Genomic DNA, 24,874 nt, shown 5'->3' with positions numbered 1-24,874 from the left:
AAATGGTATCAATAGTTTTTAATAAGAAAATTAGTTGTTAGTATGTTGCTATTTTTATGGGTTTAATTTGTTTATAAGTATCGTTAAAACAATAGCTAATTTTTTGTGTAAAACCTGTCATTATGTTACCTTGCAATGTTTTAAGAAACACGGTTGTAATTATTGTGTTTTTTAGTGATTTTTATGAAGTGTAAAATTCACCTTTTTAATAAATGATGATAACTAATATTTTAAAGAATTATATATGGCAGATGGCGAAAAGTTGATCCCTATCAACATTGAAGAGCAAATGAAATCAGCCTACATTGATTACTCAATGTCGGTTATTGTGTCAAGAGCATTACCAGATGTAAGAGATGGTTTAAAACCTGTTCATCGGAGAGTTTTATTCGGTATGCATGAACTAGGGATTAAGGCAACCGGATCATATAAAAAGTCAGCAAGAATTGTAGGAGAGGTGCTTGGTAAGTATCACCCACATGGAGATACTTCAGTGTATGATTCTATGGTTCGTATGGCGCAAAATTGGAGTGTACGTTATATGATGGTTGATGGGCAAGGTAACTTTGGTTCTGTTGATGGAGATTCTCCGGCAGCAATGCGTTATACAGAGGTTAGAATGCAGAAAATATCAGAAGATATGTTAGCTGATATTGAAAAAGACACCGTTGATCATCGTTTAAATTTTGATGATACCTTACAAGAGCCAACAGTATTACCAACTCGAATTCCTAACTTATTAGTCAATGGAGCATCGGGTATTGCAGTAGGTATGGCTACAAATATGGCGCCTCATAACTTAACAGAAGTTGTTAATGGTACTATTGCTTATATTGAAAATAGAGATATTGAGATAGAAGAATTAATGGAACACATTAAAGCTCCAGATTTTCCTACAGGAGGAATAATATATGGCTATGAAGGTGTTCGAGAGGCTTTTAAAACTGGTAGAGGACGTATTGTAATGCGTGCAAAAGCTACTATTGAGGAGGTTAAAGGAAGAGAATGTATTATTGTTACTGAAATTCCTTATCAGGTTAACAAAGCAGAAATGATTAAAAAAACTGCCGAGTTAGTTAATGATAAAAAACTAGAAGGAATTGCAAATATACGTGACGAGTCTGATAGAAACGGAATGCGTATTGTATATGTTTTAAAGCGTGATGCAATACCTAACATTGTATTAAATAAATTATTTAAATACACCCAACTACAAACGTCGTTTAGTGTAAATAATATTGCATTGGTAAATGGGCGTCCTGAGCAGTTAAACTTGAAAGAATTAATTCATTATTTTGTTGAGCATAGACATGAGGTTATTGTTCGAAGAACAGAGTTTGAATTAAAGAAAGCAGAAGCTAGAGCTCATATTTTAGAAGGGTTAATTATTGCTTCAGATAATATTGATGAAGTAATTAGAATTATACGTGCCTCTAATAATGGTGATGAAGCTCGTGAACGTTTAATTGAACGTTTTGAATTGTCAGAAATTCAAGCCAAAGCAATTGTTGAAATGCGTTTACGACAATTAACAGGGCTGGAGCAAGATAAATTACGAGCAGAGTATGATGAAATAATGTTAACTATTATTGATTTAAAAGATATTTTAGCTAATGAGCCAAGACGTTATCAGATAATTACTGATGAGTTGACACTTGTTAGAGATAAGTATGGAGATGAGCGTCGTTCAGAAATTCATTATGCAGGCGGAGATATGCGTATAGAGGATATGATTCCAAACTCTAAAGTAGTGGTAACAATATCTCATGCAGGGTATGTAAAACGAACAAATCTTGACGAATATAAGGTTCAAAATAGAGGTGGTCGTGGTCAAAAAGGAGCTACTACTCGTAATGAAGATTTCTTAGAACATTTATTTGTAGGAACAAATCATCAGTACATGATGTTCTTTACACAAAAAGGAAAAGTATTTTGGATGCGTGTGTATGAAATACCGGAAGGAGGTAAAAACACCAAAGGTAGGGCAATGCAAAATCTAATAAATATTGAGCAAGATGATAAGGTAAAAGCATTTTTAGTTACTGAAGATTTAAAAGACGAGGCATATATTAATAGTCGTTATGTAATTATGGCTACTAAAAAAGGACAAGTTAAAAAAACATCTCTAGAGCAGTACTCTCGTCCAAGAACTAATGGTATTAATGCTATAACTATTAAGGATGGAGATGAGCTTTTAGAAGCAAAACTTACAACAGGAGATAGTCAAGTTATGTTAGCTTTAAAATCAGGTAAATCTATTCGCTTTGAAGAAGCTAAAACACGCCCAATGGGAAGAACAGCATCTGGAGTTCGTGGGATAACTTTACAGCATGATAACGATGAGGTAATAGGTATGATTGCTGTAAACGATATGGAAAGTAATATTTTAGTTGTTTCAGAAAAAGGATATGGTAAACGATCTAAACTAGAAGACTATCGTATTACAAACCGTGGAGGTAAAGGTGTTAAGACTTTAAATATATCAGAAAAAACAGGAGAGTTAGTTGCTATTAAAAATGTAGATGACTCAAACGATTTAATGATTATTAATAAATCAGGTTTAACAATTCGTTTAGCCGTAGAAGATTTACGAGTTATGGGGCGTGCAACTCAAGGTGTACGTTTAATAAACATTAAAGATAATGATAGTATTGCTGCTGTAGCAAAAGTAATGCGTGAAGAAGAAACTGTTGAAATTCAAGATGAAGAAAACGGCACGGAAATTGAAAATGAAACAAACGAAGATCAAGAACAATTATAAATAAACAACAACTAAAAATGAAAAAACAATTATTAATGCTTTCTTTAGGTTTACTGTCATTAGGTTTATTGGCACAAAAATCAGAATTAAAAATAGCAGAGAAAGCTATAAAAAAGCAAGATTTTAAAAGTGCGATTACTACATTAAACTCTGTAGAAGGGGCAGTAATGATTAACGACGAAGATAAATATAAATCTAAATTTTACTTCTTAAAAGGTAAAGCATTAGCAGCCCAAAAAGACTATGAAAATGCAGCAAAAGCTCTTAACGAGTTATTAGCAATGGATAAAAATAAATATACCGAAGAAGCTAAACCTATCTTAGGAAATATTATTCAAGAGGTGTCAAATAAAGCTGTTGATTTATATAATAATAAAAAAGATTATAAAAATGCCGCAGATAATTTTTACTTAACATATATGTTGAGTCCAAAAGATACTTCATTTGCTTATAATGCGGCAATTTCTGCAACACAAGCTAATGATTATGACGCAGCTATAAATTATTATAAAGAGTTAAGAAAGGTTGGTTATACAGGTGTTGAAATATCATATTTAGCTACAAGTAAGTTAACAGGTAAAGTTGAAGACTTAGGGTCAAAACAAAATAGAGATTTATTAGTAAAAACTAAGCAGTATACTAATCCTGAAAATAAATCATCAGAACCTAAAACTGCAATCATAGTTAAAAACATAGCCTTATTGTTAAAAGAACAAGGTAAAACAGATGAGGCTATAGAAGCTTTAGCTGAAGCCAGAAAAGAAAATCCTGAAGATTTAAATTTATTATTAAATGAAGCAGAGTTATACGTTGAGCTAAAAAAAATGGATAAATTTGGAGATTTAATGAAAGAAGCAGTTGCTTTAGATCCAGAAAACCCAACATTATATTATAATTTAGGAGTGGTGAATTTTAATCAAGGAAGAGTAGATGATGCTAAAAAATATTATAAAAAAGCTATTGAATTAAAGCCTGATTATGGTGATGCTTATATGAATTTAGCAGTTGTTGTATTAAATAAAGATAAAACAATTGTTGATGAAATGAATAAGAATTTAAATAACTTTAAAAAATATGATGAGTTAGCTCTACAGCAAAAAGAAGTTTATAAAGAGGCATTACCGTTTTTAGAAAAAGCTGATTCTTTAAATAGATCAACTGACACTGTTAAAACGTTAATGAATTTATATGAAGTTTTAGAGATGGAAAGTAAAGCTACTGAATTTAGAACATTATATAAATCAATGAATTAATTTTATTAGTTGTAAAAAAAACCGAAACTTTATTAGTTTCGGTTTTTTTTTACAGCTAATTTGTGAGTAATATTAAAAGGGTAGATATATTTTTATACTACTAAGTGTTTTAATTATTAATATTAAAAATTAATAGTTAAAAATGACTATTTAAAACCTAAACAATAGTTATATAAATTTAATTTTTACAAGATGTTTAATAGCGTCTTATTTATTTTTATAACTGTATAATACAGTGAGTAATGAAGGTATTGTCATAGATGAAATTTTTAAAAAAAATGATAATTTCTTTGAGTGAACTCAAGTTAACAATATGTAAATATTAATAATATAGCATAGAATATATAAAAATAGATTATTCTAAATAAAATTTTTAATAGAAAGAAAATCGGAACTAAATGACAAAAAAACGATTGATATAAATGAATCTACTATAAAAAAAGTATGTGGAATTGTTACGTCCTGAAAATATTGAAATTCGAAAACAAGTAGATATTTGGTGTTTTTATGAAGGGAAAATTGTAATTTTATATGAAATTAGGTCTGATTCGAATAATGAAAAAAGAAGCAGCTTTTTGATTTCACATAAATCAAAAAAGACTAAATTATATAATTTAGTCTTTTTTATTTATGTAATTATTAGAGTTTTATTTTAACTCTATTTATAAAAATAAACTAATAAATAATACTCTTGTAAGTAATAAAATTTATTTTTAGTTCTAAATAAAATGAGCATGTAATTTCCTTTATTTTTTTAAAAAAATTAGAAAATACATTCTTTAAAATAAAAATACCGATTTTTATAGAAAAGCAATACCTTATTTATTAGTTTACAGGTATTTTAATAGCATATTTTTTTCGGCTTTTATTATTAAGTTTTGTTTCTCGTAACCATGGGTTGACTAATTTTAAATCTTTATAAGTAATACCGTAGTTTTTAGCAAACTTTGTAATGTTTGTTATAGTGGTATCAACTTCTACGTCATAAGTAGTAGGAAAAGTATATAAATCTTCTTTTTCATATACAAAACCATACTTTTTAGGATTAGATAAGACTTCTTTTAATGCCAATATTCTAAATATATAACGACCTGTTTCTGTATTTAAAAGTAAATCATAATAGTTAGTTACTTGTTGTTCTTTTAAACGTTTTGAAATTCTACCATTTCCAGCATTATATGCTGCTGCAGCCAATGTCCAAGAACCTAAGTTTTCTTTAGCTTTTTTTAAATATTCAGCGGCAACTCTTGTTGATTTTTCTAAATTATAACGTTCATCTATATTTCTATTTACTTCTAACCCATATTCACGACCAGTGGCTGGCATAAAATGCCAATAACCAGCAGCACCCTTTGATGATGGTATGTTGATTAACGCACTCTCTGCAACACATAGGTATTTAAAATCATCAGGAACACCATATTTTTCTAACAAAGGTTCTATAATAGGAAAAAATTTGTTAGCACGTTTTATAAGTAATAAGCCATTAGATTGCCAATAGGTATTTACTAATAATTCACGATCCATTCGTTCTTTTATATCAGCCTTTTCTAAAGGAACACGCTCTCCTGCTAATTCAAGATAATCAGGGGCTTTTATAGCTTTAATTTCATAACTTTCAGCAACATTTTTTATTTCAGGCTCGTTATTTTTGCTAATTATATTAGTAAAAAAAACAGTAACAAAAATAATTGTTATAAGTGATAAGAAACGTATGTATGTATTCATTTTATTTAAATTTTAGTGTTTGTAACAAGTTAACTATTTAAAACATTCTTTTTCTAAAATTTCAGAAATAGTTTTAGCTTTATTTAAAATCATTATATGAGTTCCGTTTTTAATTTCAATATAACTTTGTATATGTTTTACAGGGAAAACTTCATCATTACTTCCATGTATATGAATTATATTTTTAAGTGGTTTATTTTGTTGCCAGTGTAGTACATTATAAATAGCCCATTGTAAATAACTTTCATCTCTTTTTGATAAGTATATTTTATACAGTTCAGCTCTTTTTTTTAAGTAATCATTAAAAAAATACCGTTCGTAACTTTCAATATTGGCTATTATTTTAGAAGGGAAAAGTTTATAAACACCAGTTAAAAAAGCTAGTTTTAACCGTCTAGGTAGTTCTTTATTACTTTTTATACTTGATATTATAATTACCTTTTTAAAAGTAATTATTTTACTTATTTCTTGCACCATAATACCACCGAAAGAAACTCCTACTAGAATGGGATTTTTATGATGAATATCATTACACATTCTTTGAGCGTATTCTTCAATACTTTCATCAATTGTTGTAGGTATTAACCACTCTAAAAAATGAAGCTCAAATTTTTCTTTAGGTAAAGATATATATTCAAATATTTTTGAGCTAGCAGCTAAGCCAGGCACAAAATAAACATGTGTTTTTTTCATTATTTTAAAAGATTATTTACTACTAAAATACTTTCAATATATTCATGAATTGTAATTAGTTCATTAGGTATATTTTTCCATAATCTAATTTTTACCTGTTTACCTTTGTAAGTTATAAAAGTAGTTGGTAAGTCAGATATACGTGGATTTTCATATACTTCTTTAAAATTATTAAAATCTTTTTCACTAAACATTTCGTTTAGTTTTTTAAATTGTTTATCTGAAAGTTTTAATTTATAATTTCCTTTTTTTTGTACAAATTGTATGCCATTATAAAACATATTTCCTTCTTTATCAATAATAATTTCATATACAGCACAAGTGCCAAAGCAAGGAGTTTTACGAATACTTATAAGTGTTTTGTCTTCTTTTTCTATTAATTTAGTTAATGTGTTATCAGTATTGATAGCTACTAACTTAAAAGCATTTGTTTGTTGTAATCTATTTAACCAAAAAGTACTCTTTTTTTTAGGAACTGTAACAATCCCTATTTTAGAAAATGGCTTATCGTAAGCCATTTTACTAAAAGTTAGGCCACTGTTTTTAAGTAAAGTTTTAGCGTTTTCAATATTTTTAGGATCTTTAAAAATAACAATAAGTTGCTCTTTTGTAACTTTGTTTTTTTCTGTTTTTTTACTAAAAATACCACAAGCTACTAGTAAAGTAGAAAAAAGTACTAGTATATATTTCATAATTTTATAGTCATTTTATAACTAGTTGCAGTTTAAGTGTTAATTTTGGTTGTTTACAAAGTTAAAACGTACTAAACCATCTTCATCTATTTTAGTTAAAGTAACCGCATGTAAAGTGTTTACTAATTCAGGATTCCAGGGTGTTTTTACTTTTACATAATTTTGAGTAAAACCATAAATGTAACCTTCTTTATTTTCGCCTTCGAATAATGCTGTTAATGTATTTCCTATTTGAGTTTCATAAAAAGCTCTACGTTTTTTAACCGATAACCCACGTAACATTTTACTACGTTTAGCACGTACATTTTTAGGTATTATCCCTTCCATATCAACAGCAGCGGTATTTGGTCTTTCAGAATAGGTAAATACGTGTAAGTATGAAATATCCATTTCATTTAAATAGTTGTAAGTTTTTAGAAAAAGTTCATCAGTTTCTCCCGGAAAACCAACAATAACATCAACTCCAATACAAGCATTAGGCATTACTTCTTTTATTTTAGTAACTCTATTTGTATATGTTTGAGTTAAGTAACGACGTTTCATTCTTTTTAATAATTCGTCGCTACCAGATTGTAATGGAATATGAAAATGAGGAACAAATGTTTTAGATTTAGAAACAAAATCAATAGTTTCATCTTTTAATAAATTAGGTTCAATAGATGAAATACGTAAACGTTTAATGCCTTTAACGTTATCTAGTTCTTTTACTAATTCTAAAAAAGTATGTTCGTGTTTTTTATTGCCAAACTCGCCTTTACCGTAGTCACCAATATTAACACCTGTTAAAACAATTTCTTTAATTCCTTTTTTAGAAATTTCTTTTGCATTTTTTAAAACATTTTCTAGAGTATCCGATCTTGAAATACCACGCGCTAAAGGAATGGTGCAGTATGTACATTTATAATCACAACCATCTTGTACTTTTAAAAAGGCACGTGTACGATCACCAATAGAATATGCTCCTACATAAGAATCGGCTTCTTCAATTTCACAAGAATGTACCTCTCCAATATCATTTTTAGTAAGATCGTTAATATAACTTGTAACATTAAATTTTTCAGTAGCGCCTAACACTAAATCTACCCCATTAACATTGGCTAATTCTTCGGGTTTTAATTGTGCATAACAACCAACCCCAATTATAAAAGCATTATCGTTTTGTTTTAAGGCATTTTTTACTATTGATTTAAAACGTTTATCAGCATTATCAGTAACTGAACAGGTATTAATTACATATATATCTGCCTTTTCTTCAAATTCAACACGTTTAAAACCTTCGTTTATAAAGTTCCGTGCAATGGTTGAGGTTTCAGAAAAATTTAATTTACATCCTAAAGTATAAAAAGCTACTTTTTTATCTGCGTTCATTCTTGTACATTTATCAACTGCAAAATTACAATTTTTATTCATGATTTTTACACTCAAAAAGTACGCTTTACAAGCGTTCATTATAAAATTTTTTTTATTAGTATTTTTTTTTATTAGTATATATTCTTGCAAGGATAAAAAAAACAACTTTTCTGATAAACAAGTTTTTCGATATAATGAACATTCAAATATTACATCTTTAGATCCTGCTTTTGCAAAAGATCAGCGTAATATTTGGGCGGTAAATCAGTTATTTAATGGTTTGGTTCAGTTAGATGATAGTTTACATATTCAGCCAGATATTGCTAAAAAATGGTCAATTTCTGAAGATGGAAAAACGTATCGTTTTACTTTAAGAAATGATGTGAAATTTCATAAGCACGCTTTGTTTGGAAAAGACTCTACAAGAACTGTTATTGCTACGGATTTTAAATATTCATTAGATAGATTATTATCAAAAAAAGTAGCTTCACCTGGTGGTTGGGTTCTTCAAAATGTAAAAAACTTTAAAGCGGATAACGATTCTATTTTTACTATCAATTTAAAACAAGCTTTTCCGCCTTTTTTAGGATTATTAGCAATGAAATATTGTTCGGTAGTTCCTAAAGAAGCTATCGATTATTTTGGGAATTCATTTAGAGCAAACCCTATTGGTACAGGTGCTTTTCAATTTAAATTATGGGTTGAAAATACGAAGTTAGTTTTTCGTAAAAATCCGTTATACTTTGAAAAAGATGCAAGAGGAAATAATTTACCTTACTTAGAGGCTGTAGCTATTACTTTTTTACCTGATAAACAGAGTGAGTATTTGCAATTTATTCAAGGAAATATCGATTTTATGAAAAGTTTAGACGCTTCATATAAGGATGATGTTTTAAATACTGATGGTAGTTTAAAAGAAAAACACCTTGATAAAATAGTTAAGCAAACGGGGGCATATTTAAACACCGAATATTTAGGTATTTATTTAGATGGTACTACTGAATATCCTACAAAATCTAAATTAATTCGTAAGGCTATAAATTACGGATTTGATCGTGTTAAGATGATTAAATTTTTACGTAATGGAATTGGAACTCCTGCCACAAGTGGTTTTATACCTAAAGGATTACCTTCATTTAATAATCAAAAAGGATACTCATATCAGCCTGAAAAAGCAAGAAATTTAGTAGCTATATATGTTAAAGAAACAGGTAATAAAAACCCTGAAATAACTATTACTACAAATGGTAATTATTTAGATTTGTGCGAGTTTATACAACGTGAATTACAAAATATAGGTTTGCAAGTAAAGGTTAATGTAATTCCGCCTTCAACTTTAAAACAAGGAAAAGCAAATGGTAAATTACCTGTTTTTAGAGCAAGTTGGATTGCTGATTACCCAGATGCTGAAAATTATTTATCATTATTTTACAGTAAAAATTTTATACCTAACGGACCAAATTATACTCATTTTAAAAATGATGAGTTTGATGCTTTATATGAGAAATCAATACAAGAGGTTGATGTAGAAAAGCGATATAAACTATATCAGAGAATGGATGGCATTATTATTGAAGAAGCACCTATTGTACCATTATATTATGACGAAGTAATTCGGTTTAGTCAAAAAAATATAAAAGGCTTAGGTATTAACCCGATTGATATGTTACATTTAAAAAGAGTTTATAAAGTAAATAACGATTAATTTACCTAACTTTATAATTAACTAATTAAAAAATAGGTATATTACCTTATTAAAAATCATAATAATTTTTTCATGAAAAACATAATTTTAATAACATCAGCATTATTTTTATTTTCTACAGCTTGTGTAGATAAGAAATCTGAAGAGAATAAAAAGAAAACTTTAGAACTGAATAAACAAGTAGAAAAAGTTAACCAAGAAGTAGAGTCTTTAGATAAAGAATCTAAAGAAATTGATAAAGCTTTAAACGAATTAGATACTTTATAAAAAAAGACAGATATGAAACTATCAAAATATTTATTAGTAATAGTATTAATTGGATTTGTAGGAGTTGTTAATGCTCAGAAATCTAAAGGATCAGCAATAAAAGAGGCGCGTAAAGAAAAGAGACAACAGAAGAAAGTTGAAATGAAAGCTAAGCGTGAAGATATAAAAGCTACACGAACAGAAATTAAAGATGAAAAAGAAGCATTAAAGATTAAGAAGAAGGAGTTGAAAGATGCTAAAAAGGAGTTGAAAACTGAGATAAAAGTTGAACGTACAGCTATTTTAGCATCACATAAAGAGGAAATGAAAAATATGAGTTCTGATGAGAGAAAAGCATATTTAAAAAATAATCCTAAATTAAAAGAAAAACTTCAGGCTCATAAAGAAGTTGTAAAAGGTAAAAGAGAAGCATTAAAGGAAAAGAGCACTAATTTTAAAAATGAGAAAGCTAATTTTATTCAAGATAAAATTAACAATAAAAAAGATAAAATATCATTTTACGATAAGAAAAGCGTTAATGCTACTAACAAAATAAAACAAACAAAAGAACGTTTAGCCGCAAAAAAAGAAGCTGGAGAAATAACAGAAGATGAGTATAATCAGAAAATAGCTAAAGTTGCTAAGATTGAAGAGAAATTAAAAAAGCATGAAGTACGAGTTTTAAAGGTTAAAACTAACCTTAAAAAGCATGAAGATGAACTAGCTAAACTTAATGCTAAAAAAGGAAAAGAATAATTTTTTCTATATAAAATTTTAAAAAAACGCTTACATATAAGCGTTTTTTTAAGTATCATATTAACAATTTTTTAAAGTTATTAAAGATAATTTTACCCTCTAATTTATTTAAGTGTAATCTTGTTACTCGATCAATTTAAATTACCTTAAATTACTATTAGAATAGTTAATATTTTATTATGTGATGTCATAGTAAATATAAAGCCAGTAGTATTATTAATTTTTTTAGTAAAAATATCTGTTTCTAGAATAGTGAAGTTAAAAATTATCTAGAGACTTAATAATAGTATAGCTTATTGTTATTTATTATAGTTTAAAAAGAGATACTATTTTATTACCAATGCAATCGAGTCATAATGGGATAGTGGTCAGATAATTTTATTTTATTATATGTTTTATATTGATTTACGGTAGCTTTATTGTCAGGTAAAATAAAGTCAATTCGCATAGGGTATGCATATCTAAATGATTTACCTAATCCTATGCCTGATTCTAAAAAAGCGTCTTTTTTGTTTTTAGATAATTTTTGATACACCCAAGAATAGGATGTATTATTAAAATCGCCACAAATAATTTTTTTATTTTTCCAAGAATATTCGTGTTGTAAAATAAGTTCAGTTTGTGATACTTGTTTTACAAAACCATTTGCTAACCGTTTAAATAAGCGTTCAGAGTCCTTTTCACCAAAATTTTCTTTCTCGGGATTTACTTTTAAAGATTCTAAATGTACATTATACACCCTAATAGTATCTTTTTTTCTAACAATATCAACAAAAATAGTATTATTAGCACTGTTTTTAAAATTTAAAGAACCTGAGTTTATTATAGGATATTTTGAATAAATAGCAAGACCAAATTTATTAGCTTTTGATTTAGTTTTGATAAATTTGTAAGGTAATTTTATATCTAATAATTTAGATTGATAAAATTCCTGTATCGCAATAATATCAGGACTTTCGTTATTTATAAATTCGTATATTTTTTGTTCGGTAGTTATTTCACTTAAATGTTTATAATGGTTAAATAAATGAACATTATAACTCATTACTTTTAAATCGTTATTTAAAACAATTTCCTTATTAGAAAATTTGACAAGGGGTGGAGAGGTAAACCATCCAATTAATAAAATAATGAACGATAATACTGCATTTTTATGAAGTTTTATTAACCAATATATAAAAAAGATAATATTTATAATAATTAATAAAGGTACGAATAAGCTAAAAACAGCAACAGCCGGAATTAATTTTGGCGATATAAAAGGTAAAATGTAAGAAAGTAACAAAACAGTTGCAAAAACTGAATTGACAAAGAATAGTAGCTTATGTACAATCGAATACTTTTTCATTTACTTATTTACTTTGTTTGAATAGAAAATCTTTTTCATTTTTAGTTAAAGTATCATAACCAGATTTACTTATTTTTTCTAAAATTACGTCTATCTTTTGTTGATTTTCAGATTTTATAAAAGAGTTCGTATTTGCTGCTTTTTTACCAGATTTATAAACAGTCTTTAATGGTTTTTCTTTCTTTTTAAATATGTTTTTAATGGTTTTTTTTATGGGTTTGAAAATTTCTAATTCTTTATTACTAGCCTTTACAACATAAAAAAAACCGAATAAAGCACCTCCTATGTGTGCTATATGGCCTCCTGCATTTCCTGCAGGTATTTGAATAATATCCATAGCAACCCAAATGCAAGCTAGTACCCATAATTTAACAAAGCCTATTAAAGGAAATTTTAGTTCATAAGTAGGTATGTAGGTTGCAATACCTATAAAAATGGCAGAAATACCTGCCGAAGCACCTAATAATAGGCTGTTATCTGCAACTTTTTGTAATGCGGGAAAAAAATTATAGCTTAGAATAAAAATAACACCTCCAAAAATAGTTCCTAACAGATAAAAATTTAGTAGTTGTTTTGACGTAAAATATTGCTTAAATAAATGACCTATATAAAATAAGGCAATTAAATTTGATAAAATATGAATAAAACCAGTGTGTAAAAATCCGTAGGTTATAATTGTCCATGGTTTTAATAAAAAATCATCAAAACTAGCAGGTAAAGAAAACCATTCAACTAATAAATTATTATTTGATTGAAATAAAAAACCAAAGGTATTGGTAATAAAAACCAATAAAAATACGGTAAGGTTTATGTAAATTAATTGCTCTACAATACCAGCATTTTTAAATCGATATTTCAAATTTTCTAAAGTATTCATTAAGTATTATTTATTAAAGTCAATGTAATATACTAATATTAATAAGTTTTAAATTGATTTTTTTTCCAATACCAAGCAATAATAAAACCAATAATAGCCCCTCCAATATGGGCAAAGTGTGCAATATTACCAATTGAGTATTTTGTAACACCAAAAAATAAATCACCAGCAATCATTATAGGTATAAAGTATTTAGCAGCAATAGGTACAGGAAAAAATATTAATGCCAACTTAGCATTAGGAAACATTAATCCGAAAGCAACCAAAATACCATAAACAGCACCTGAAGCACCAACAGCAGGAGTGTGATATAAGCTATAAAATTTACTCATAGTTTGATTTGAAAGTGTTATTAAAGTTTCATTATACTGTCCTGTATTTAAAAGATTTTTTATTTCAGAGGCAGGTATTTCTAAAGCAATTAATTGCTCATAAATACTGTTAAATTGATAGTAGTTTACAAGAGTATAAATAATTCCTGCACCAATACCAGTAGAAAAGTAAAAAAATATAAATTTACTTTTACCCCACATTTGTTCTAACGGCGTACCAAACGCCCATAAAGCATACATATTAAAAACTAGATGCATTATTCCGCCATGCATAAAAATATGTGTAGCATATTGCCAAACTCCAAAATGCTCGTTTTCTGGATAATGCAATGCAAAAATATTTGTTAAATCTAAATTTAAAAATTGGGGTGCAAAATACATAATCACGTTAATGATTATTAAATGCTTTATAGCGTCTGTTAATTTTCCCATATTTTGTTTTATTTATTAAAAATGGTGTCAATTTCGTTTAAAGTTAATGTTTTAAACGTTGGTTTACCAAATGGTGAAATAGTAGGCTCTTTACAACAAAATAAATCATCTACTAAATTTTCTTGCTCTTTATTAGATAATAGGGTTCCTGTTTTTATAGCTAATGATTTAGCAAATGATTTAGCCATAATATCAAAATGACTAAAACTAGTATCGGGTACTTCTAATTTAATATCGTCTAATAACTCTTCTAAAATTAATGTTATTTGACTTTCACTTATTGATGTTGGTATTCCTCCTATAATTACACTATCCTTAGTAAATTCATCAAACATAAAGCCTGCACTTTCTAAATCAGATTTTATGGTGTAAATCATTTCAATATCAGCACTTGTAAAAGAAATAGTTACAGGAAATAATAATTGTTGACTACTAGCTTCTTTTACAGTTATGTTTTCTAAAAATTCTTCATACAAAATACGTTGATGTGCTAATGATTGATTAATTAAAACAACGCCTGATTTGATAGAACTTAATAAATATTTTTTTTGAATTTGAAAAGTTTTGCCTGTTTGTGTTTCTTGATTATTATTAAAAAGTTGTACTTGTTTTGGAGAATCTAATACTTCTGTATTAGTATATAAAGCTTCCCAGTCATCTGAGCTTTTTTTAAAGTTAGATTGATAACTTACTGAGGTAAATTTGTTAGCGTTATTAGTTACGCTTGGTGTAGATTGGTAATTCGTATCTGTTTTAAATGGGTTAAAAGTAGGGTCTACTGTAATTGGTGGAATTGTAGGTGTTTTTAAATTATTTTTATTGTAGTCATATGGAGTATCTAGACTAGCATCTCTGTTAAAATCTAACGCTGGCGCTACATTATACTGTCCTAGGCTATGTTTAACTGTTGCTCTCAAAATAGCATACAAAGCTTTTTCATTATCAAATTTAATTTCTGTTTTTGTTGGGTGTATGTTTATATCAATACTATTAGGTGGTACTTCTAAATATAAAAAATAAGAAGGGTGTGAACCGTTTTCTAATAAGCCTTCAAAAGCATTTAAAACAGCATGGTTTAAGTATGAACTTTTTATAAAACGATTATTTACAAAAAAATATTGTTCGCCTCTTTTTTTCTTAGCAAATTCAGGCTTGGCTGTAAACCCTCTAATTGAAATAATATCGGTTTGTTCAGAAATAGGAACTAATTTTTCATTCATTTTGGTTCCAAAAATAGCTACAATTCTTTTACGTAAATTGCTTTTTTTAAGATGATAAACCTCTGTATTATTATGATGAAGTAAAAAAGAAATATCAGGATGTGCTAAGGCAACTCTTTGAAATTCGTCAATAATATGGCGAGTTTCAATAGTATCTGATTTTAAAAAATTTCTACGAGCAGGTATGTTATAAAATAAATTCTTAACAGCAATGCTTGTGCCTTTTGCAGTAGAAATTGTTTCTTGAGTTACTATTTTACTTCCTTCAATTTTTATAAGAGATCCTAGCTCTTCATTTTCTTGTTTTGTTTTTAGCTCAACATGAGCAATAGCAGCTATAGATGCTAAAGCCTCACCTCTAAAGCCTTTAGTATTCAAGTTAAATAAATCTTGTGCATCTTTTATTTTTGAAGTGGCATGTCGTTCAAAACTTAAACGAGCATCGGTACTACTCATTCCTTTACCATCATCAATAACTTGAATTAATGTTTTACCAGCATCTTTTATTAGAAGTTTAATTGAACTAGCACCTGCGTCAATAGCATTTTCAATTAGTTCTTTAACCACCGAAGCAGGACGTTGAACTACCTCACCTGCAGCAATTTGATTTGCAACATGATCAGGAAGTAATTGTATAATATCTGACATTAGTTGTTTTTAGATAAAAAAATAGAAAGATCGAAATCAATAAAAAATAAAAATAAAAGGGTGAAAATAAGCACTAAAATTATAATTGTACTATTAAAACCACCATTTTTAGAGTTTTTGAATTCGTCTAAAGCATCGGTAAATTTACCTTTTAATCCTTTTGGTTTTCCAACAGTTGTACGGAATTGATCAAATTTATGTTTTACTTGATACGGATTACCTTCACCTTTATAATAAGTTGGTTTGTAGTTAAATTTTTTATTTTCTTTTTTTATAAATCCCATAAAATATTGCTTCTTTATAATGTTGTAGTGTAAAAAAAACACTAAATAAAGATAAAATTCAAAGTTACTGAATTATGCATAGGTGGTCAAAAATTATGACTAAATTAAAGTTAAAAAGAACCAAGGTATATAATACCTTGGTTCTTTTTAACTTTAATTTAGAATAAGTGTTTTTTAAAACCCTAAAGATGTTGATGCTCTTTGTATGTTTTTTATAGCTGCCATTTTTATGGCTGCTATAGCACATTCAATACCTTTGTTACCTAGTTTTCCGCCAGAACGATCTATAGATTGTTGTTTTGTGTTATCTGTTAAAACACAAAATATTACAGGTACATCGTATTTAATATTTAAATCAACAATACCTTGAGTAACACCTTCGCAAACAAAGTCGAAATGTTTTGTTTCACCTTGAATTACGTTTCCAATAGCAATGATGGCATCTACTTTTTGAGATTCAATCATTTTTTTACAACCATAAACTAATTCAAAACTTCCTGGTACATCCCAAGAAATAATACTTTCTTTTAAAGTACCGCAATCTAAAAAAGCATCAATAGCGCCTTTTTGTAAGTTTCGTGTAATTTCAGGATTCCATTCTGAAACAACAATCCCAAATCGAAAAGGTTTCGCATTTGGAATGGTAGCTTTATCATAATAAGATAAATTTGTTGTTGCCATTATTGAGCGTATTTTGCACTATTGATATATTTTTCAATATCTCTACCTTGATCGGTGCTAGCGTATTTTTCTTTAATATTAGTGTATAATTTTTCAGCAGTTTTGTATTCTTTTAATTGCATTGCTGTTTGAGCAGCTTTGAATAAAAATAGAGGAGCTGTAAAATCATTATCTTTCTTTTTGGCTGCTTTTTGGTAATAAGCTAAAGCATCTTCCGGTTGGTTAATGTCTGCGAAAGCATCACCTATAGCTCCTAAAGCTGTTGGGCCTAATAATTCATCATCTGAATTAAAATCATTTAAATAGTCAATAGCTTCTTGGTATTTTTTTATCTTTAGGTAAGAAATACCTGCATAATAATTTGCTAAATTTCCTGCTTTAGTACCGCTAAATTTATTAGCAATGTCTGTAAAGCCATATTTTCCATCACCGCCATTTAGTCCTATGTTGTATAAAGAATCTGCTGCAATACCTGCTGATTTTTCTGCTTTGTCAAAGAAAGTTCTAGGGTGTGCTAATTCGTTAGATGCTTCTAACTCATTTGGTTTTGAAATAAAGTTTGTATAAGCTAAATAACCTAAAATTAAAGCAGCAACAGTTATTAATCCAAAAAACAAAGGTTTACTATTTTTTTCAATCCATTGCTCTGATTTATTCGCTGTTTCATCTAAAGTATTAAAAACTTCAGCAGTTGTACTTTGCGACTCATCAAAGTTTTCTTCAACTTCTTGTGCAATCTTTTCTTTTTTAGGTTTGTAACCTCTTTTCTTGTATGTAGCCATAATTGCTTAAAAATTAGTGGCAACAAAAATAGCTTTTTAAATTGGATTTTAAAAATCGATTTTTCATGAAAAAAATGATAATTTGCGCTTTCTTTTTTGAAAAAAAATATATTCATGTATTTGCAAAAATTATCACTAGTTAATTTTAAGAACATTGAAACGCAATCTTTTGATTTTCAGAAGAAAATAAATTGTTTTGTAGGTAATAATGGTATTGGTAAAACCAATGTGTTAGATGCTATTTACTATTTATCTTTTGCAAAAAGTTACTTTAATTCGGTGGCAGGGCAAAATATTAGGCATGGTGAAGATTTTTTTATGATTGAAGGTGATTACCAATTAGGTGATAGAAATGAGAAAATTTTATGTTCTTTAAAAAGAGGACAAAAAAAAATATTAAAAAGAAATGGTAAAGCCTACGAAAAGTTTTCTGAACACATTGGGCAATTACCTTTAGTAATTATTTCGCCTGCTGATAGAGATTTAATTGTGGAAGGAAGTGAAACACGAAGAAAATTTATTGATGGTGTTATTTCTCAGCAAGATAAAAATTATTTACAAACGTTAATTTCTTATAATAAAGTTATAAGCCAACGTAATGCTTTGTTAAAATATTTTATAGCGAACAGAACTTTTGACGCTTTAAATTTAAAAGTTTATGATGAACAATTGGTCGCATACGGAACTGTAATTTATCAAAAAAGAAAAACTTTTTTAGCAGAATTTGCACCTATTTTTAATGAGAAGCATCAAATTATTTCAGGGGCAAAGGAACAAGTAAATTTACGTTATAAAAGTCAGTTACACGAAATTTCATTGACCGATTTGTTTGCTCAAAGTTTAGACAAAGATAGAATGTTACAGTACACATCTGCAGGGGTTCATAAAGATGATTTGAGTTTTGAAATTGGTGAATATCCTATTAAGAAATTTGGGTCTCAAGGGCAACAAAAATCATATTTAATAGCTTTAAAGTTAGCGCAGTTTGAGTTTATAAAAAAACAATCAAACGTAACACCTATTTTATTATTAGATGATATTTTTGATAAATTAGATGAAAATAGAGTAGCACAAATTGTAGCTTTGGTTAATAATGATGCGTTTGGACAAATTTTTATAACCGATACTCATTTTGATAGAACAGAAAGTGTTATTAAAACGAGTAATCAAGAATATCAAATATTTAAATTGTAGTATTATTTTAACGAGTTTAAGGTTTATAATTATGGCAAAAAGAGAAAATGATAGTTTATCAATTAAAGATTTATTAGGAAGTTATATAAAGGAAGGGAATTTAAATAAAGGTTTTCAAAAAATTCATATTGATGAGGCTTGGCAAAAATTAATGGGCACAGGTGTGGTATCTTATACAAGCGATATAAAATTACAAAACGGAACTTTAATTGTTCGTTTATCATCTTCTGTTTTAAGGGAGGAATTAGGTTACGGAAAAGACAAAATTATTAGAATGATTAATGAAGAAATGGGTGCTAATATTGTGAAAAAATTGATGTTAGTGTAATTTTTTAATCTATAAAAATAAAAAAAACCGTTATTTATAGTAATGAGTTTTTTATTAGAATGTTTTATTTCAATTTTTTAATATTCACATAAAAGTTTTCATCAATAGTTGTTTTATTTGAAGAAATTGTTGTGGTTTGCCAATTTTTAGTAGGTTTTAATTGTTGAGTTTTTTTATCAACTAAAATATTTAGAGGCATATCAAAACCTTCAATTACATTATTCCAACGATATGAAATTTTATTATTATTTATTTTATATTCAAAAACAGGAATTTTAACAGTACGTAAATATTGATCAAAAATACAAGCTAAATCTAGTTCTGATTGTTCAATTAAATAATCTTCAATTTGTTTTGTATTTACTGTTTGATGATAAAAAACAGTATTTAATCCACGTAAAACTTGTCGCCATTTTTTATCATTATTAATTAAAGTTCTAATAGTGTGTAGCATATTCGCACCTTTGTAATACATATCACTAGAGCCTTCTTTATTTACACCATATTGTCCAATAATAGGAATATCATTTTGAATACTTTTACGAGTTCCAATTACATATTCAGAAGCCGCTTTTTTACCGTAATAATAATCTAAAAATAAACTTTCAGAATAGGCTGTAAAACTCTCATGAATCCACATATCTGCAATATCAATATTGGTAATATTATTAGCAAACCATTCGTGTCCTGATTCATGAATAATAATAAAATCGAATTTTAAACCCCAACCAGTTTTTGATAAATCACGTCCTAAATAACCATTTTGATAATTGTTACCATAGGTCACAGAGCTTTGGTGTTCCATTCCTAAATATGGCACTTCTATTAACTTGTATCCATCTTCATAAAAAGGATATTTCCCAAACCAATATTCAAAGGCTTTCATCATTTTAGGAGCATCTTTAAACTGCTTTTTTGCTTTTGATAAATTATTTCGCAATACATAATAATCCATATCTAAAATACCTGCTTCACCGTTATATTTTTCAGAGAAATGAACATAATCACCAATATTTACATTTACACCATAATTATTAATTGGGTTATTTACAAACCAATGATACGTTATAGTATTGTCTTTATGTTGTTCTACTTCGCGTAGTTTTCCGTTAGAAACATTCATTAAGTTATTAGGAACACGTACGCTAATTGCCATACTATCAACTTCATCGTACATGTGATCTTTATTAGGCCACCAAACACTTGCGCCTAAACCTTGGCAAGAAGTGGCAACAAAATGATTTCCGTTAGTATCTTTTCTCCATGAAAAACCACCATCCCAAGGTGCATTTTTAGCTTCTTTTGGATATCCTTCGTAATAAATATCAAAAGAATTAACAGTCCCTGTTTTTTGATGTTTTTTTAAATGAATAAAATGAGCATTTCCTTCAGAAACTACTTTTAGTTTTTTTCCATTCTGAATAACTTTCGTAATTTTTAAAGGAGCTTGTAGGTCAATTTGTAAAATATTATGTGGTTTTATAACTTTGTACTGAACTGTATTTTTTCCATAGATGAATTTTTTATCAGGATTTACATGTATATCTAAGTGGTAGTAAGTTAAATTCCACCAAATTCTTTCAGGGGTAATAGTGCCTCGTAAACTGTCTTGACGAGTAAAGTTTTTAGTGTACTCAAATAATGAAGTTTGTGTAAAAGCATTAGAACAAATTATTGAAAAAAAAAGGATGGTAATTAATTTTTTATACATGTTATAACTTTTCTTAAAAAGTAAGCTAATATAAGTGTTTAAACTCTTTTTTTATTATTACTAACTTTATCATATTTGTATAAAATTAACTAAATGTCGAAAGTAGTACTAATAACAGGAGCATCTTCAGGAATAGGAAAAGCAATAGCAGGCTATTTACAATCTAAAAATTATATAGTTTACGGAACTAGTAGAAATCCGAAAAAAGTACACGTTCCATTTGCTATGGTTGCTTTAGATGTTACAAACACTAAAACAATACAAACAGCAATTGATACTGTTATAAAAAAAGAAGGTAGAATAGATGTGTTAATAAATAACGCAGGAAAAGGAATTACAGGAGCTATAGAAGATACGCCAACTGATGAAATGCGAGCTAATTTTAATACCAATTTTTTTGGTGTTATTGATGTAGCAAAAGCAGTATTACCACAAATGCGTAAGCAAAAAAGTGGAATTATAATAAATGTTACTTCTATTGCGGCATATATGGGATTACCTTTTAGAGGAATTTACTCAGCAAGTAAAGGTGCTTTAGAATTGGTTACCGAAGCAATGAGTATGGAGGTGAAAAATTTTGGTATTAAAGTTATAAATGTTGCACCAGGAGATTTTGCAACAAATATAGCATCAGGAAGATATCATACACCAGTTTATGAAAGCTCGGCTTATAAAGAAAAATACGCTGAAAATTTAGCATTGATGGATGGGCATGTAAAATCAGGAATGGATCCGATAGTAATGGCTAAAGCAATGCACAAAATTATTGAAAAAACAAACCCGAAAATACATTATAAAATAGGGGCGTTTATGGAGAAATTTTCTGTAGTTTTAAAGCGAATTTTACCTGATAAAGTTTATCAAAAATTATTAATGAATCATTATAAATTGTAAATTTGCAAGGTATTAAAAAACAGATTTTTAAATATAATTGAACCTAACTACATAACACATATACAGATGAAATTTTTTATAGATACAGCTAATTTAGATCAAATTAAAGAAGCGCAAGCTTTAGGTATTTTAGATGGTGTAACTACCAATCCATCTTTAATGGCAAAGGAAGGAATTACAGGGGCTACCAATATTATTAACCACTATAAAGAAATATGTGAATTGGTTGAAGGAGATGTTTCAGCTGAAGTAATTGCAACAGATTTTGACGGTATGGTAAAGGAAGGAGAGGCTTTAGCTGCGCTGAACCCACAAATTGTAGTAAAATTACCAATGATAAAAGACGGAATAAAAGCTTGTAAATATTTTTCATCAAAAGGAATTAAAACAAATGTAACCTTAGTGTTTTCAGCGGGGCAAGCATTATTAGCTGCCAAAGCAGGAGCAACATACGTTTCTCCATTTATTGGGCGTTTAGATGATATTTCTACTGATGGATTAAATTTAATCTCAGAAATTCGTCAAATTTATGATAACTATATGTTTGATACACAAATATTAGCTGCTTCAGTACGCCATACTATGCATATTATTGATTGTGCTAAATTAGGATCTGATGTAATGACAGGGCCTTTAAGTGCTATTGAAGGATTATTAAGACATCCATTAACAGATAGTGGTTTAGCTAAGTTTTTAGAAGATTATAAAAAAGGAAACTAACTAATAATGTTGGTTTTATAGCAAAATGTCATTTTAAAGTAATTGCTTTAAAATGACATTTTTTTAAACTAAAAAAAATGTTTCCAAAAAAAGAACTTGCACAATTAGTTATTTCTGCATGTAATTACTTTAATATTGATACTGTAGTTATTTCTCCTGGATCAAGAAATGCGCCGTTAACTATAGGGTTTTCAAATCATCCAAATATAGAAACGCTAAGTGTTGTTGATGAGCGTTGTGCTGCCTTTTTTGCTATGGGAATTGCACAACAAAAGCAAAAACCTGTAGCAATGATTTGCTCATCAGGTTCAGCCTTGTTAAATTATTATCCTGCAATAGCAGAAGCTTTTTATAGTACTATTCCGTTAGTGATTATTTCAGCCGATAGACCTAAGCATTTAATTGATATTGGTGACGGACAAACTATTCGTCAAGAAAATGTATTTGAAAATCATATTTTGTTTTCGGCAAATTTAATTGAGGCAGAAAATCAATTAACAAATAATACAAATTTATTAAACGAAGCTTTACATAAAGCTGTTTTTAAAAAAGGACCTATTCATATAAATGTTCCTTTTGATGAGCCTTTGTATGAAACTGTTGATGTCTTAAAAGATTTTGATTTTCCAAGTATTACTAAAATAGCATCCGAACCTGTTATTGATTATCAAAAGTTATCTGAAATTTGGAATTCGTCTTCTAAAAAAATGATTTTAGTAGGAAGTAATTTTCCAAATAAAGAATTGCAAAGTATTTTAGATAAGTTTATAGAAGATGAAGCTGTTTTAGTTTTAACAGAAACTACATCAAATTTATATCATCCAAAATTTATCAATGCTATTGATAAACTTATTTTTCCTTTAAAAGAATCGGATTTTACAACTTTTAAACCTGAAGTATTAGTTACTTTAGGAGGCATGGTTATTTCTAAAAAAATAAAACAAATTTTAAGAAAGTCTAAACCATTACATCATTGGCATATTGATGAACTTAAGGCGATGGATACTTATCAATGTTTATCTGAATTTATTCAAGAAGAACCAGTAGTTTTTTTAGAAAAATTAATTGTTGAAACTCAAAAATCAGTAAGTAAGTATCAGCAAAATTGGTTAAAAATCAATCAAGAAAGAGAAATACAGCATGAAAATTATTTAGAAGTTTGTGAATATTCCGATTTAAAAGCTTTCGAAGCTATTTTAGAAGTTATACCTGATTATTCTCAGCTTCAAATAAGTAATAGTTCTATTATTAGATATTCTCAGTTATTTAATTTAAATAATACCTTACGTGTTTTTTGTAACAGAGGAACAAGTGGAATTGACGGAAGTACAAGTACAGCTATTGGTGCTGCTTTTGTAAATAAACAACAAACTACTTTTATAACAGGTGATTTAAGTTTTTTTTATGATAGTAATGCTTTGTGGAATACTAGTATTAAAAATGATTTTAGAATTATTATTTTAAATAATGCAGGTGGTGGTATTTTTAGATTTATTCCAGGACCATTAACAACCAATGCTGCTGATTATTTTGAAACGCCACATAATTTAACAGCACAACATTTGGCAAAAATGTATAATTTTGATTATACAGCTGTTTTAAATTTAAAAGAATTAACTATTGGTTTAAATAATTTTTACACAAAATCTGAACAACCAAAAATAATGGAGATTTTTACTCCAAAAGAAATAAATGACGTAGTTTTAAAAAACTATTTTAAAAACTTATAAAATGGAATTACACGACGGATTACAAGAGAACTCGCAAGACGGACTACAAGAAGGAGATCAGGTAAATTTGAAAATAATAGAGCAAACTCCATTAGGGTATACCGTTTTAATAGATGATGAATTTGACGGTTTATTATTTAATAGTGAAGTTTACCAAGATCTAGAAGAAGGTATGGAAACCTATGGGTATGTTAAAAAAATAAGAGAAGATGGTAAAATAGACGTTTCTTTACGTCCGCAAGGTTTTAGAAATGTAATTGATACAGATGCCGATGTTATTTTACGTAAATTAGATGAAAAAGGTTTTTTAATGTTAACGGATAAAAGCTCACCAGAGTCTATTAAATTTCGTTTACAAATGAGTAAAAAGGCATTTAAAAGAGCTATTGGTGGTTTATATAAGGATAAAAAAATAGAACTAAAATCTGATAGAATTGAGTTGATAAAATAGTATATTTTATAACTTTTAAAAATAAAACCCCGCTATTTAATTAAGTAGCGGGGTTTTA

General features: G+C 28.0%; 23 protein-coding genes. 11 read left to right on the top strand and 12 right to left on the bottom strand.

Annotated features, from left to right (window positions below):
• Positions 1 to 244 precede the first annotated feature (244 nt).
• Together gyrA and ACN5J4_RS03775 are read left to right on the top strand one after the other, a co-directional pair.
• A complete protein-coding gene (gene gyrA, locus ACN5J4_RS03780) occupies positions 245 to 2,761 on the top strand; it encodes a DNA gyrase subunit A (RefSeq protein ID WP_418650839.1) in 2,517 nt (838 codons plus the stop codon).
• A 17-nt stretch (positions 2,762 to 2,778) separates the two neighbouring features.
• Complete coding sequence (locus tag ACN5J4_RS03775) at positions 2,779 to 4,014, top strand: tetratricopeptide repeat protein (RefSeq protein WP_418650838.1); 1,236 nt, start codon at positions 2,779 to 2,781, stop codon at positions 4,012 to 4,014.
• 825 nt (positions 4,015 to 4,839) lie between these two features.
• Here the strand turns inward: ACN5J4_RS03775 and ACN5J4_RS03770 are convergent.
• From ACN5J4_RS03770 to mtaB, 4 genes are read right to left on the bottom strand one after another with little or no spacing between them, the layout of a single operon-like run.
• On the bottom strand, positions 4,840 to 5,742 hold the full coding sequence (locus tag ACN5J4_RS03770; protein WP_418650837.1) for a lytic transglycosylase domain-containing protein: 903 nt from the start codon (positions 5,740 to 5,742) through the stop codon (positions 4,840 to 4,842).
• Between the two features lie 33 nt (positions 5,743 to 5,775).
• Positions 5,776 to 6,435: an alpha/beta hydrolase gene (locus ACN5J4_RS03765; RefSeq protein WP_418650836.1), complete on the bottom strand. Its 660-nt coding sequence runs from the start codon at positions 6,433 to 6,435 to the stop codon at positions 5,776 to 5,778.
• Complete coding sequence (locus ACN5J4_RS03760) at positions 6,435 to 7,127, bottom strand: DUF6438 domain-containing protein (RefSeq protein WP_418650835.1); 693 nt, start codon at positions 7,125 to 7,127, stop codon at positions 6,435 to 6,437. The genes ACN5J4_RS03765 and ACN5J4_RS03760 overlap by 1 nt, the downstream gene beginning before the upstream one ends.
• Positions 7,128 to 7,166: 39 nt before the next feature.
• Positions 7,167 to 8,495 carry a tRNA (N(6)-L-threonylcarbamoyladenosine(37)-C(2))-methylthiotransferase MtaB gene (gene mtaB, locus ACN5J4_RS03755; RefSeq protein ID WP_418651129.1) on the bottom strand — a complete coding sequence of 443 codons (1,329 nt, stop codon included), beginning with the start codon at positions 8,493 to 8,495 and terminating at the stop codon, positions 7,167 to 7,169.
• 40 nt (positions 8,496 to 8,535) lie between these two features.
• On the opposite strand from mtaB, the gene ACN5J4_RS03750 reads away from it, so the two are divergent.
• The 3 genes from ACN5J4_RS03750 to ACN5J4_RS03740 all read left to right on the top strand — a co-directional run bounded on the left by ACN5J4_RS03750 (position 8,536) and on the right by ACN5J4_RS03740 (position 11,184).
• On the top strand, positions 8,536 to 10,182 hold the full coding sequence (locus ACN5J4_RS03750; protein ID WP_418650834.1) for an ABC transporter substrate-binding protein: 1,647 nt from the start codon (positions 8,536 to 8,538) through the stop codon (positions 10,180 to 10,182).
• 72 nt (positions 10,183 to 10,254) lie between these two features.
• Positions 10,255 to 10,449 carry a hypothetical protein gene (locus ACN5J4_RS03745; protein WP_418650833.1) on the top strand — a complete coding sequence of 65 codons (195 nt, stop codon included), beginning with the start codon at positions 10,255 to 10,257 and terminating at the stop codon, positions 10,447 to 10,449.
• Between the two features lie 12 nt (positions 10,450 to 10,461).
• Positions 10,462 to 11,184, top strand: coding sequence for a hypothetical protein (locus ACN5J4_RS03740; protein WP_418650832.1), 723 nt, complete (start codon positions 10,462 to 10,464; stop codon positions 11,182 to 11,184).
• A 334-nt stretch (positions 11,185 to 11,518) separates the two neighbouring features.
• Here the strand turns inward: ACN5J4_RS03740 and ACN5J4_RS03735 are convergent, their stop codons facing one another.
• The 7 genes from ACN5J4_RS03735 to ACN5J4_RS03705 form a co-directional block, all read right to left on the bottom strand.
• Positions 11,519 to 12,532, bottom strand: coding sequence for an endonuclease/exonuclease/phosphatase family protein (locus tag ACN5J4_RS03735; RefSeq protein ID WP_418650831.1), 1,014 nt, complete (start codon positions 12,530 to 12,532; stop codon positions 11,519 to 11,521).
• Positions 12,533 to 12,536: 4 nt separating this feature from the next.
• Entirely contained in the window at positions 12,537 to 13,409 is an 873-nt protein-coding gene (locus ACN5J4_RS03730) for a rhomboid family intramembrane serine protease (RefSeq protein WP_418650830.1), read from the bottom strand.
• Positions 13,410 to 13,447: 38 nt separating this feature from the next.
• Positions 13,448 to 14,173 carry a rhomboid family intramembrane serine protease gene (locus tag ACN5J4_RS03725; RefSeq protein WP_418650829.1) on the bottom strand — a complete coding sequence of 242 codons (726 nt, stop codon included), beginning with the start codon at positions 14,171 to 14,173 and terminating at the stop codon, positions 13,448 to 13,450.
• Between the two features lie 8 nt (positions 14,174 to 14,181).
• Positions 14,182 to 16,041, bottom strand: a complete 1,860-nt coding sequence (gene mutL, locus ACN5J4_RS03720) for a DNA mismatch repair endonuclease MutL (RefSeq protein ID WP_418650828.1) — start codon at positions 16,039 to 16,041, stop codon at positions 14,182 to 14,184.
• The gene (locus ACN5J4_RS03715; protein WP_418650827.1) at positions 16,041 to 16,325 is read right to left on the bottom strand and encodes a riboflavin synthase subunit beta; all 285 of its coding nucleotides are present in this window, start codon (positions 16,323 to 16,325) and stop codon (positions 16,041 to 16,043) included. Before ACN5J4_RS03715 ends, mutL begins: the two co-directional genes overlap by 1 nt.
• Positions 16,326 to 16,499: 174 nt before the next feature.
• Positions 16,500 to 17,006 carry a 6,7-dimethyl-8-ribityllumazine synthase gene (gene ribH / locus ACN5J4_RS03710; protein ID WP_418650826.1) on the bottom strand — a complete coding sequence of 169 codons (507 nt, stop codon included), beginning with the start codon at positions 17,004 to 17,006 and terminating at the stop codon, positions 16,500 to 16,502.
• A complete protein-coding gene (locus ACN5J4_RS03705; RefSeq protein ID WP_418650825.1) occupies positions 17,006 to 17,788 on the bottom strand; it encodes a tetratricopeptide repeat protein in 783 nt (260 codons plus the stop codon). Before ACN5J4_RS03705 ends, ribH begins: the two co-directional genes overlap by 1 nt.
• Positions 17,789 to 17,902: 114 nt before the next feature.
• Here ACN5J4_RS03705 and recF point away from each other — a divergent pair, with 114 nt between their 5' ends.
• Both recF and ACN5J4_RS03695 read left to right on the top strand, forming a co-directional pair.
• Entirely contained in the window at positions 17,903 to 18,982 is a 1,080-nt protein-coding gene (gene recF, locus ACN5J4_RS03700; RefSeq protein ID WP_418650824.1) for a DNA replication/repair protein RecF, read from the top strand.
• A gap of 31 nt (positions 18,983 to 19,013) precedes the next feature.
• A complete protein-coding gene (locus ACN5J4_RS03695; protein ID WP_418650823.1) occupies positions 19,014 to 19,310 on the top strand; it encodes a DUF721 domain-containing protein in 297 nt (98 codons plus the stop codon).
• Positions 19,311 to 19,374: 64 nt separating this feature from the next.
• Here the strand turns inward: ACN5J4_RS03695 and ACN5J4_RS03690 are convergent, their stop codons facing one another.
• Complete coding sequence (locus ACN5J4_RS03690) at positions 19,375 to 21,021, bottom strand: M1 family metallopeptidase (protein WP_418650822.1); 1,647 nt, start codon at positions 21,019 to 21,021, stop codon at positions 19,375 to 19,377.
• A gap of 93 nt (positions 21,022 to 21,114) precedes the next feature.
• On the opposite strand from ACN5J4_RS03690, the gene ACN5J4_RS03685 reads away from it, so the two are divergent.
• The 4 genes from ACN5J4_RS03685 to ACN5J4_RS03670 all read left to right on the top strand — a co-directional run bounded on the left by ACN5J4_RS03685 (position 21,115) and on the right by ACN5J4_RS03670 (position 24,816).
• A complete protein-coding gene (locus ACN5J4_RS03685) occupies positions 21,115 to 21,915 on the top strand; it encodes an SDR family oxidoreductase (protein ID WP_418650821.1) in 801 nt (266 codons plus the stop codon).
• A 66-nt stretch (positions 21,916 to 21,981) separates the two neighbouring features.
• Positions 21,982 to 22,635: a fructose-6-phosphate aldolase gene (fsa, locus tag ACN5J4_RS03680; protein WP_418650820.1), complete on the top strand. Its 654-nt coding sequence runs from the start codon at positions 21,982 to 21,984 to the stop codon at positions 22,633 to 22,635.
• 77 nt (positions 22,636 to 22,712) lie between these two features.
• Positions 22,713 to 24,365: a 2-succinyl-5-enolpyruvyl-6-hydroxy-3-cyclohexene-1-carboxylic-acid synthase gene (gene menD / locus ACN5J4_RS03675; RefSeq protein WP_418650819.1), complete on the top strand. Its 1,653-nt coding sequence runs from the start codon at positions 22,713 to 22,715 to the stop codon at positions 24,363 to 24,365.
• Position 24,366: 1 nt separating this feature from the next.
• Positions 24,367 to 24,816, top strand: coding sequence for a DNA-binding protein (locus ACN5J4_RS03670; RefSeq protein WP_418650818.1), 450 nt, complete (start codon positions 24,367 to 24,369; stop codon positions 24,814 to 24,816).
• Positions 24,817 to 24,874: the final 58 nt, after the last annotated feature.

Origin of the sequence: Tenacibaculum aestuariivivum, assembly GCF_964507685.1 — a bacterium.
Taxonomy (GTDB): Bacteria; Bacteroidota; Bacteroidia; order Flavobacteriales; family Flavobacteriaceae; genus Polaribacter; species Polaribacter aestuariivivum.
This window is presented reverse-complemented; position numbering and strand designations above follow the sequence as displayed.

Coding starts and splice junctions, on each gene's coding strand:
- menD (WP_418650819.1), top strand. CDS start 22,713: ATGTTTCCAAAAAAAGAACTTGCACAATTAGTTATTTCTGCATGTAAT.
- ACN5J4_RS03705 (WP_418650825.1), bottom strand. CDS start 17,788: ATGGCTACATACAAGAAAAGAGGTTACAAACCTAAAAAAGAAAAGATT.
- mutL (WP_418650828.1), bottom strand. CDS start 16,041: ATGTCAGATATTATACAATTACTTCCTGATCATGTTGCAAATCAAATT.
- ACN5J4_RS03770 (WP_418650837.1), bottom strand. CDS start 5,742: ATGAATACATACATACGTTTCTTATCACTTATAACAATTATTTTTGTT.
- ACN5J4_RS03765 (WP_418650836.1), bottom strand. CDS start 6,435: ATGAAAAAAACACATGTTTATTTTGTGCCTGGCTTAGCTGCTAGCTCA.
- ACN5J4_RS03735 (WP_418650831.1), bottom strand. CDS start 12,532: ATGAAAAAGTATTCGATTGTACATAAGCTACTATTCTTTGTCAATTCA.
- ACN5J4_RS03690 (WP_418650822.1), bottom strand. CDS start 21,021: ATGTATAAAAAATTAATTACCATCCTTTTTTTTTCAATAATTTGTTCT.
- ACN5J4_RS03695 (WP_418650823.1), top strand. CDS start 19,014: ATGGCAAAAAGAGAAAATGATAGTTTATCAATTAAAGATTTATTAGGA.
- ACN5J4_RS03670 (WP_418650818.1), top strand. CDS start 24,367: ATGGAATTACACGACGGATTACAAGAGAACTCGCAAGACGGACTACAA.
- ACN5J4_RS03745 (WP_418650833.1), top strand. CDS start 10,255: ATGAAAAACATAATTTTAATAACATCAGCATTATTTTTATTTTCTACA.
- gyrA (WP_418650839.1), top strand. CDS start 245: ATGGCAGATGGCGAAAAGTTGATCCCTATCAACATTGAAGAGCAAATG.
- ACN5J4_RS03715 (WP_418650827.1), bottom strand. CDS start 16,325: ATGGGATTTATAAAAAAAGAAAATAAAAAATTTAACTACAAACCAACT.
- recF (WP_418650824.1), top strand. CDS start 17,903: ATGTATTTGCAAAAATTATCACTAGTTAATTTTAAGAACATTGAAACG.
- ACN5J4_RS03760 (WP_418650835.1), bottom strand. CDS start 7,127: ATGAAATATATACTAGTACTTTTTTCTACTTTACTAGTAGCTTGTGGT.
- mtaB (WP_418651129.1), bottom strand. CDS start 8,495: ATGAACGCAGATAAAAAAGTAGCTTTTTATACTTTAGGATGTAAATTA.
- ribH (WP_418650826.1), bottom strand. CDS start 17,006: ATGGCAACAACAAATTTATCTTATTATGATAAAGCTACCATTCCAAAT.
- ACN5J4_RS03730 (WP_418650830.1), bottom strand. CDS start 13,409: ATGAATACTTTAGAAAATTTGAAATATCGATTTAAAAATGCTGGTATT.
- fsa (WP_418650820.1), top strand. CDS start 21,982: ATGAAATTTTTTATAGATACAGCTAATTTAGATCAAATTAAAGAAGCG.
- ACN5J4_RS03775 (WP_418650838.1), top strand. CDS start 2,779: ATGAAAAAACAATTATTAATGCTTTCTTTAGGTTTACTGTCATTAGGT.
- ACN5J4_RS03725 (WP_418650829.1), bottom strand. CDS start 14,173: ATGGGAAAATTAACAGACGCTATAAAGCATTTAATAATCATTAACGTG.
- ACN5J4_RS03740 (WP_418650832.1), top strand. CDS start 10,462: ATGAAACTATCAAAATATTTATTAGTAATAGTATTAATTGGATTTGTA.
- ACN5J4_RS03750 (WP_418650834.1), top strand. CDS start 8,536: ATGATTTTTACACTCAAAAAGTACGCTTTACAAGCGTTCATTATAAAA.
- ACN5J4_RS03685 (WP_418650821.1), top strand. CDS start 21,115: ATGTCGAAAGTAGTACTAATAACAGGAGCATCTTCAGGAATAGGAAAA.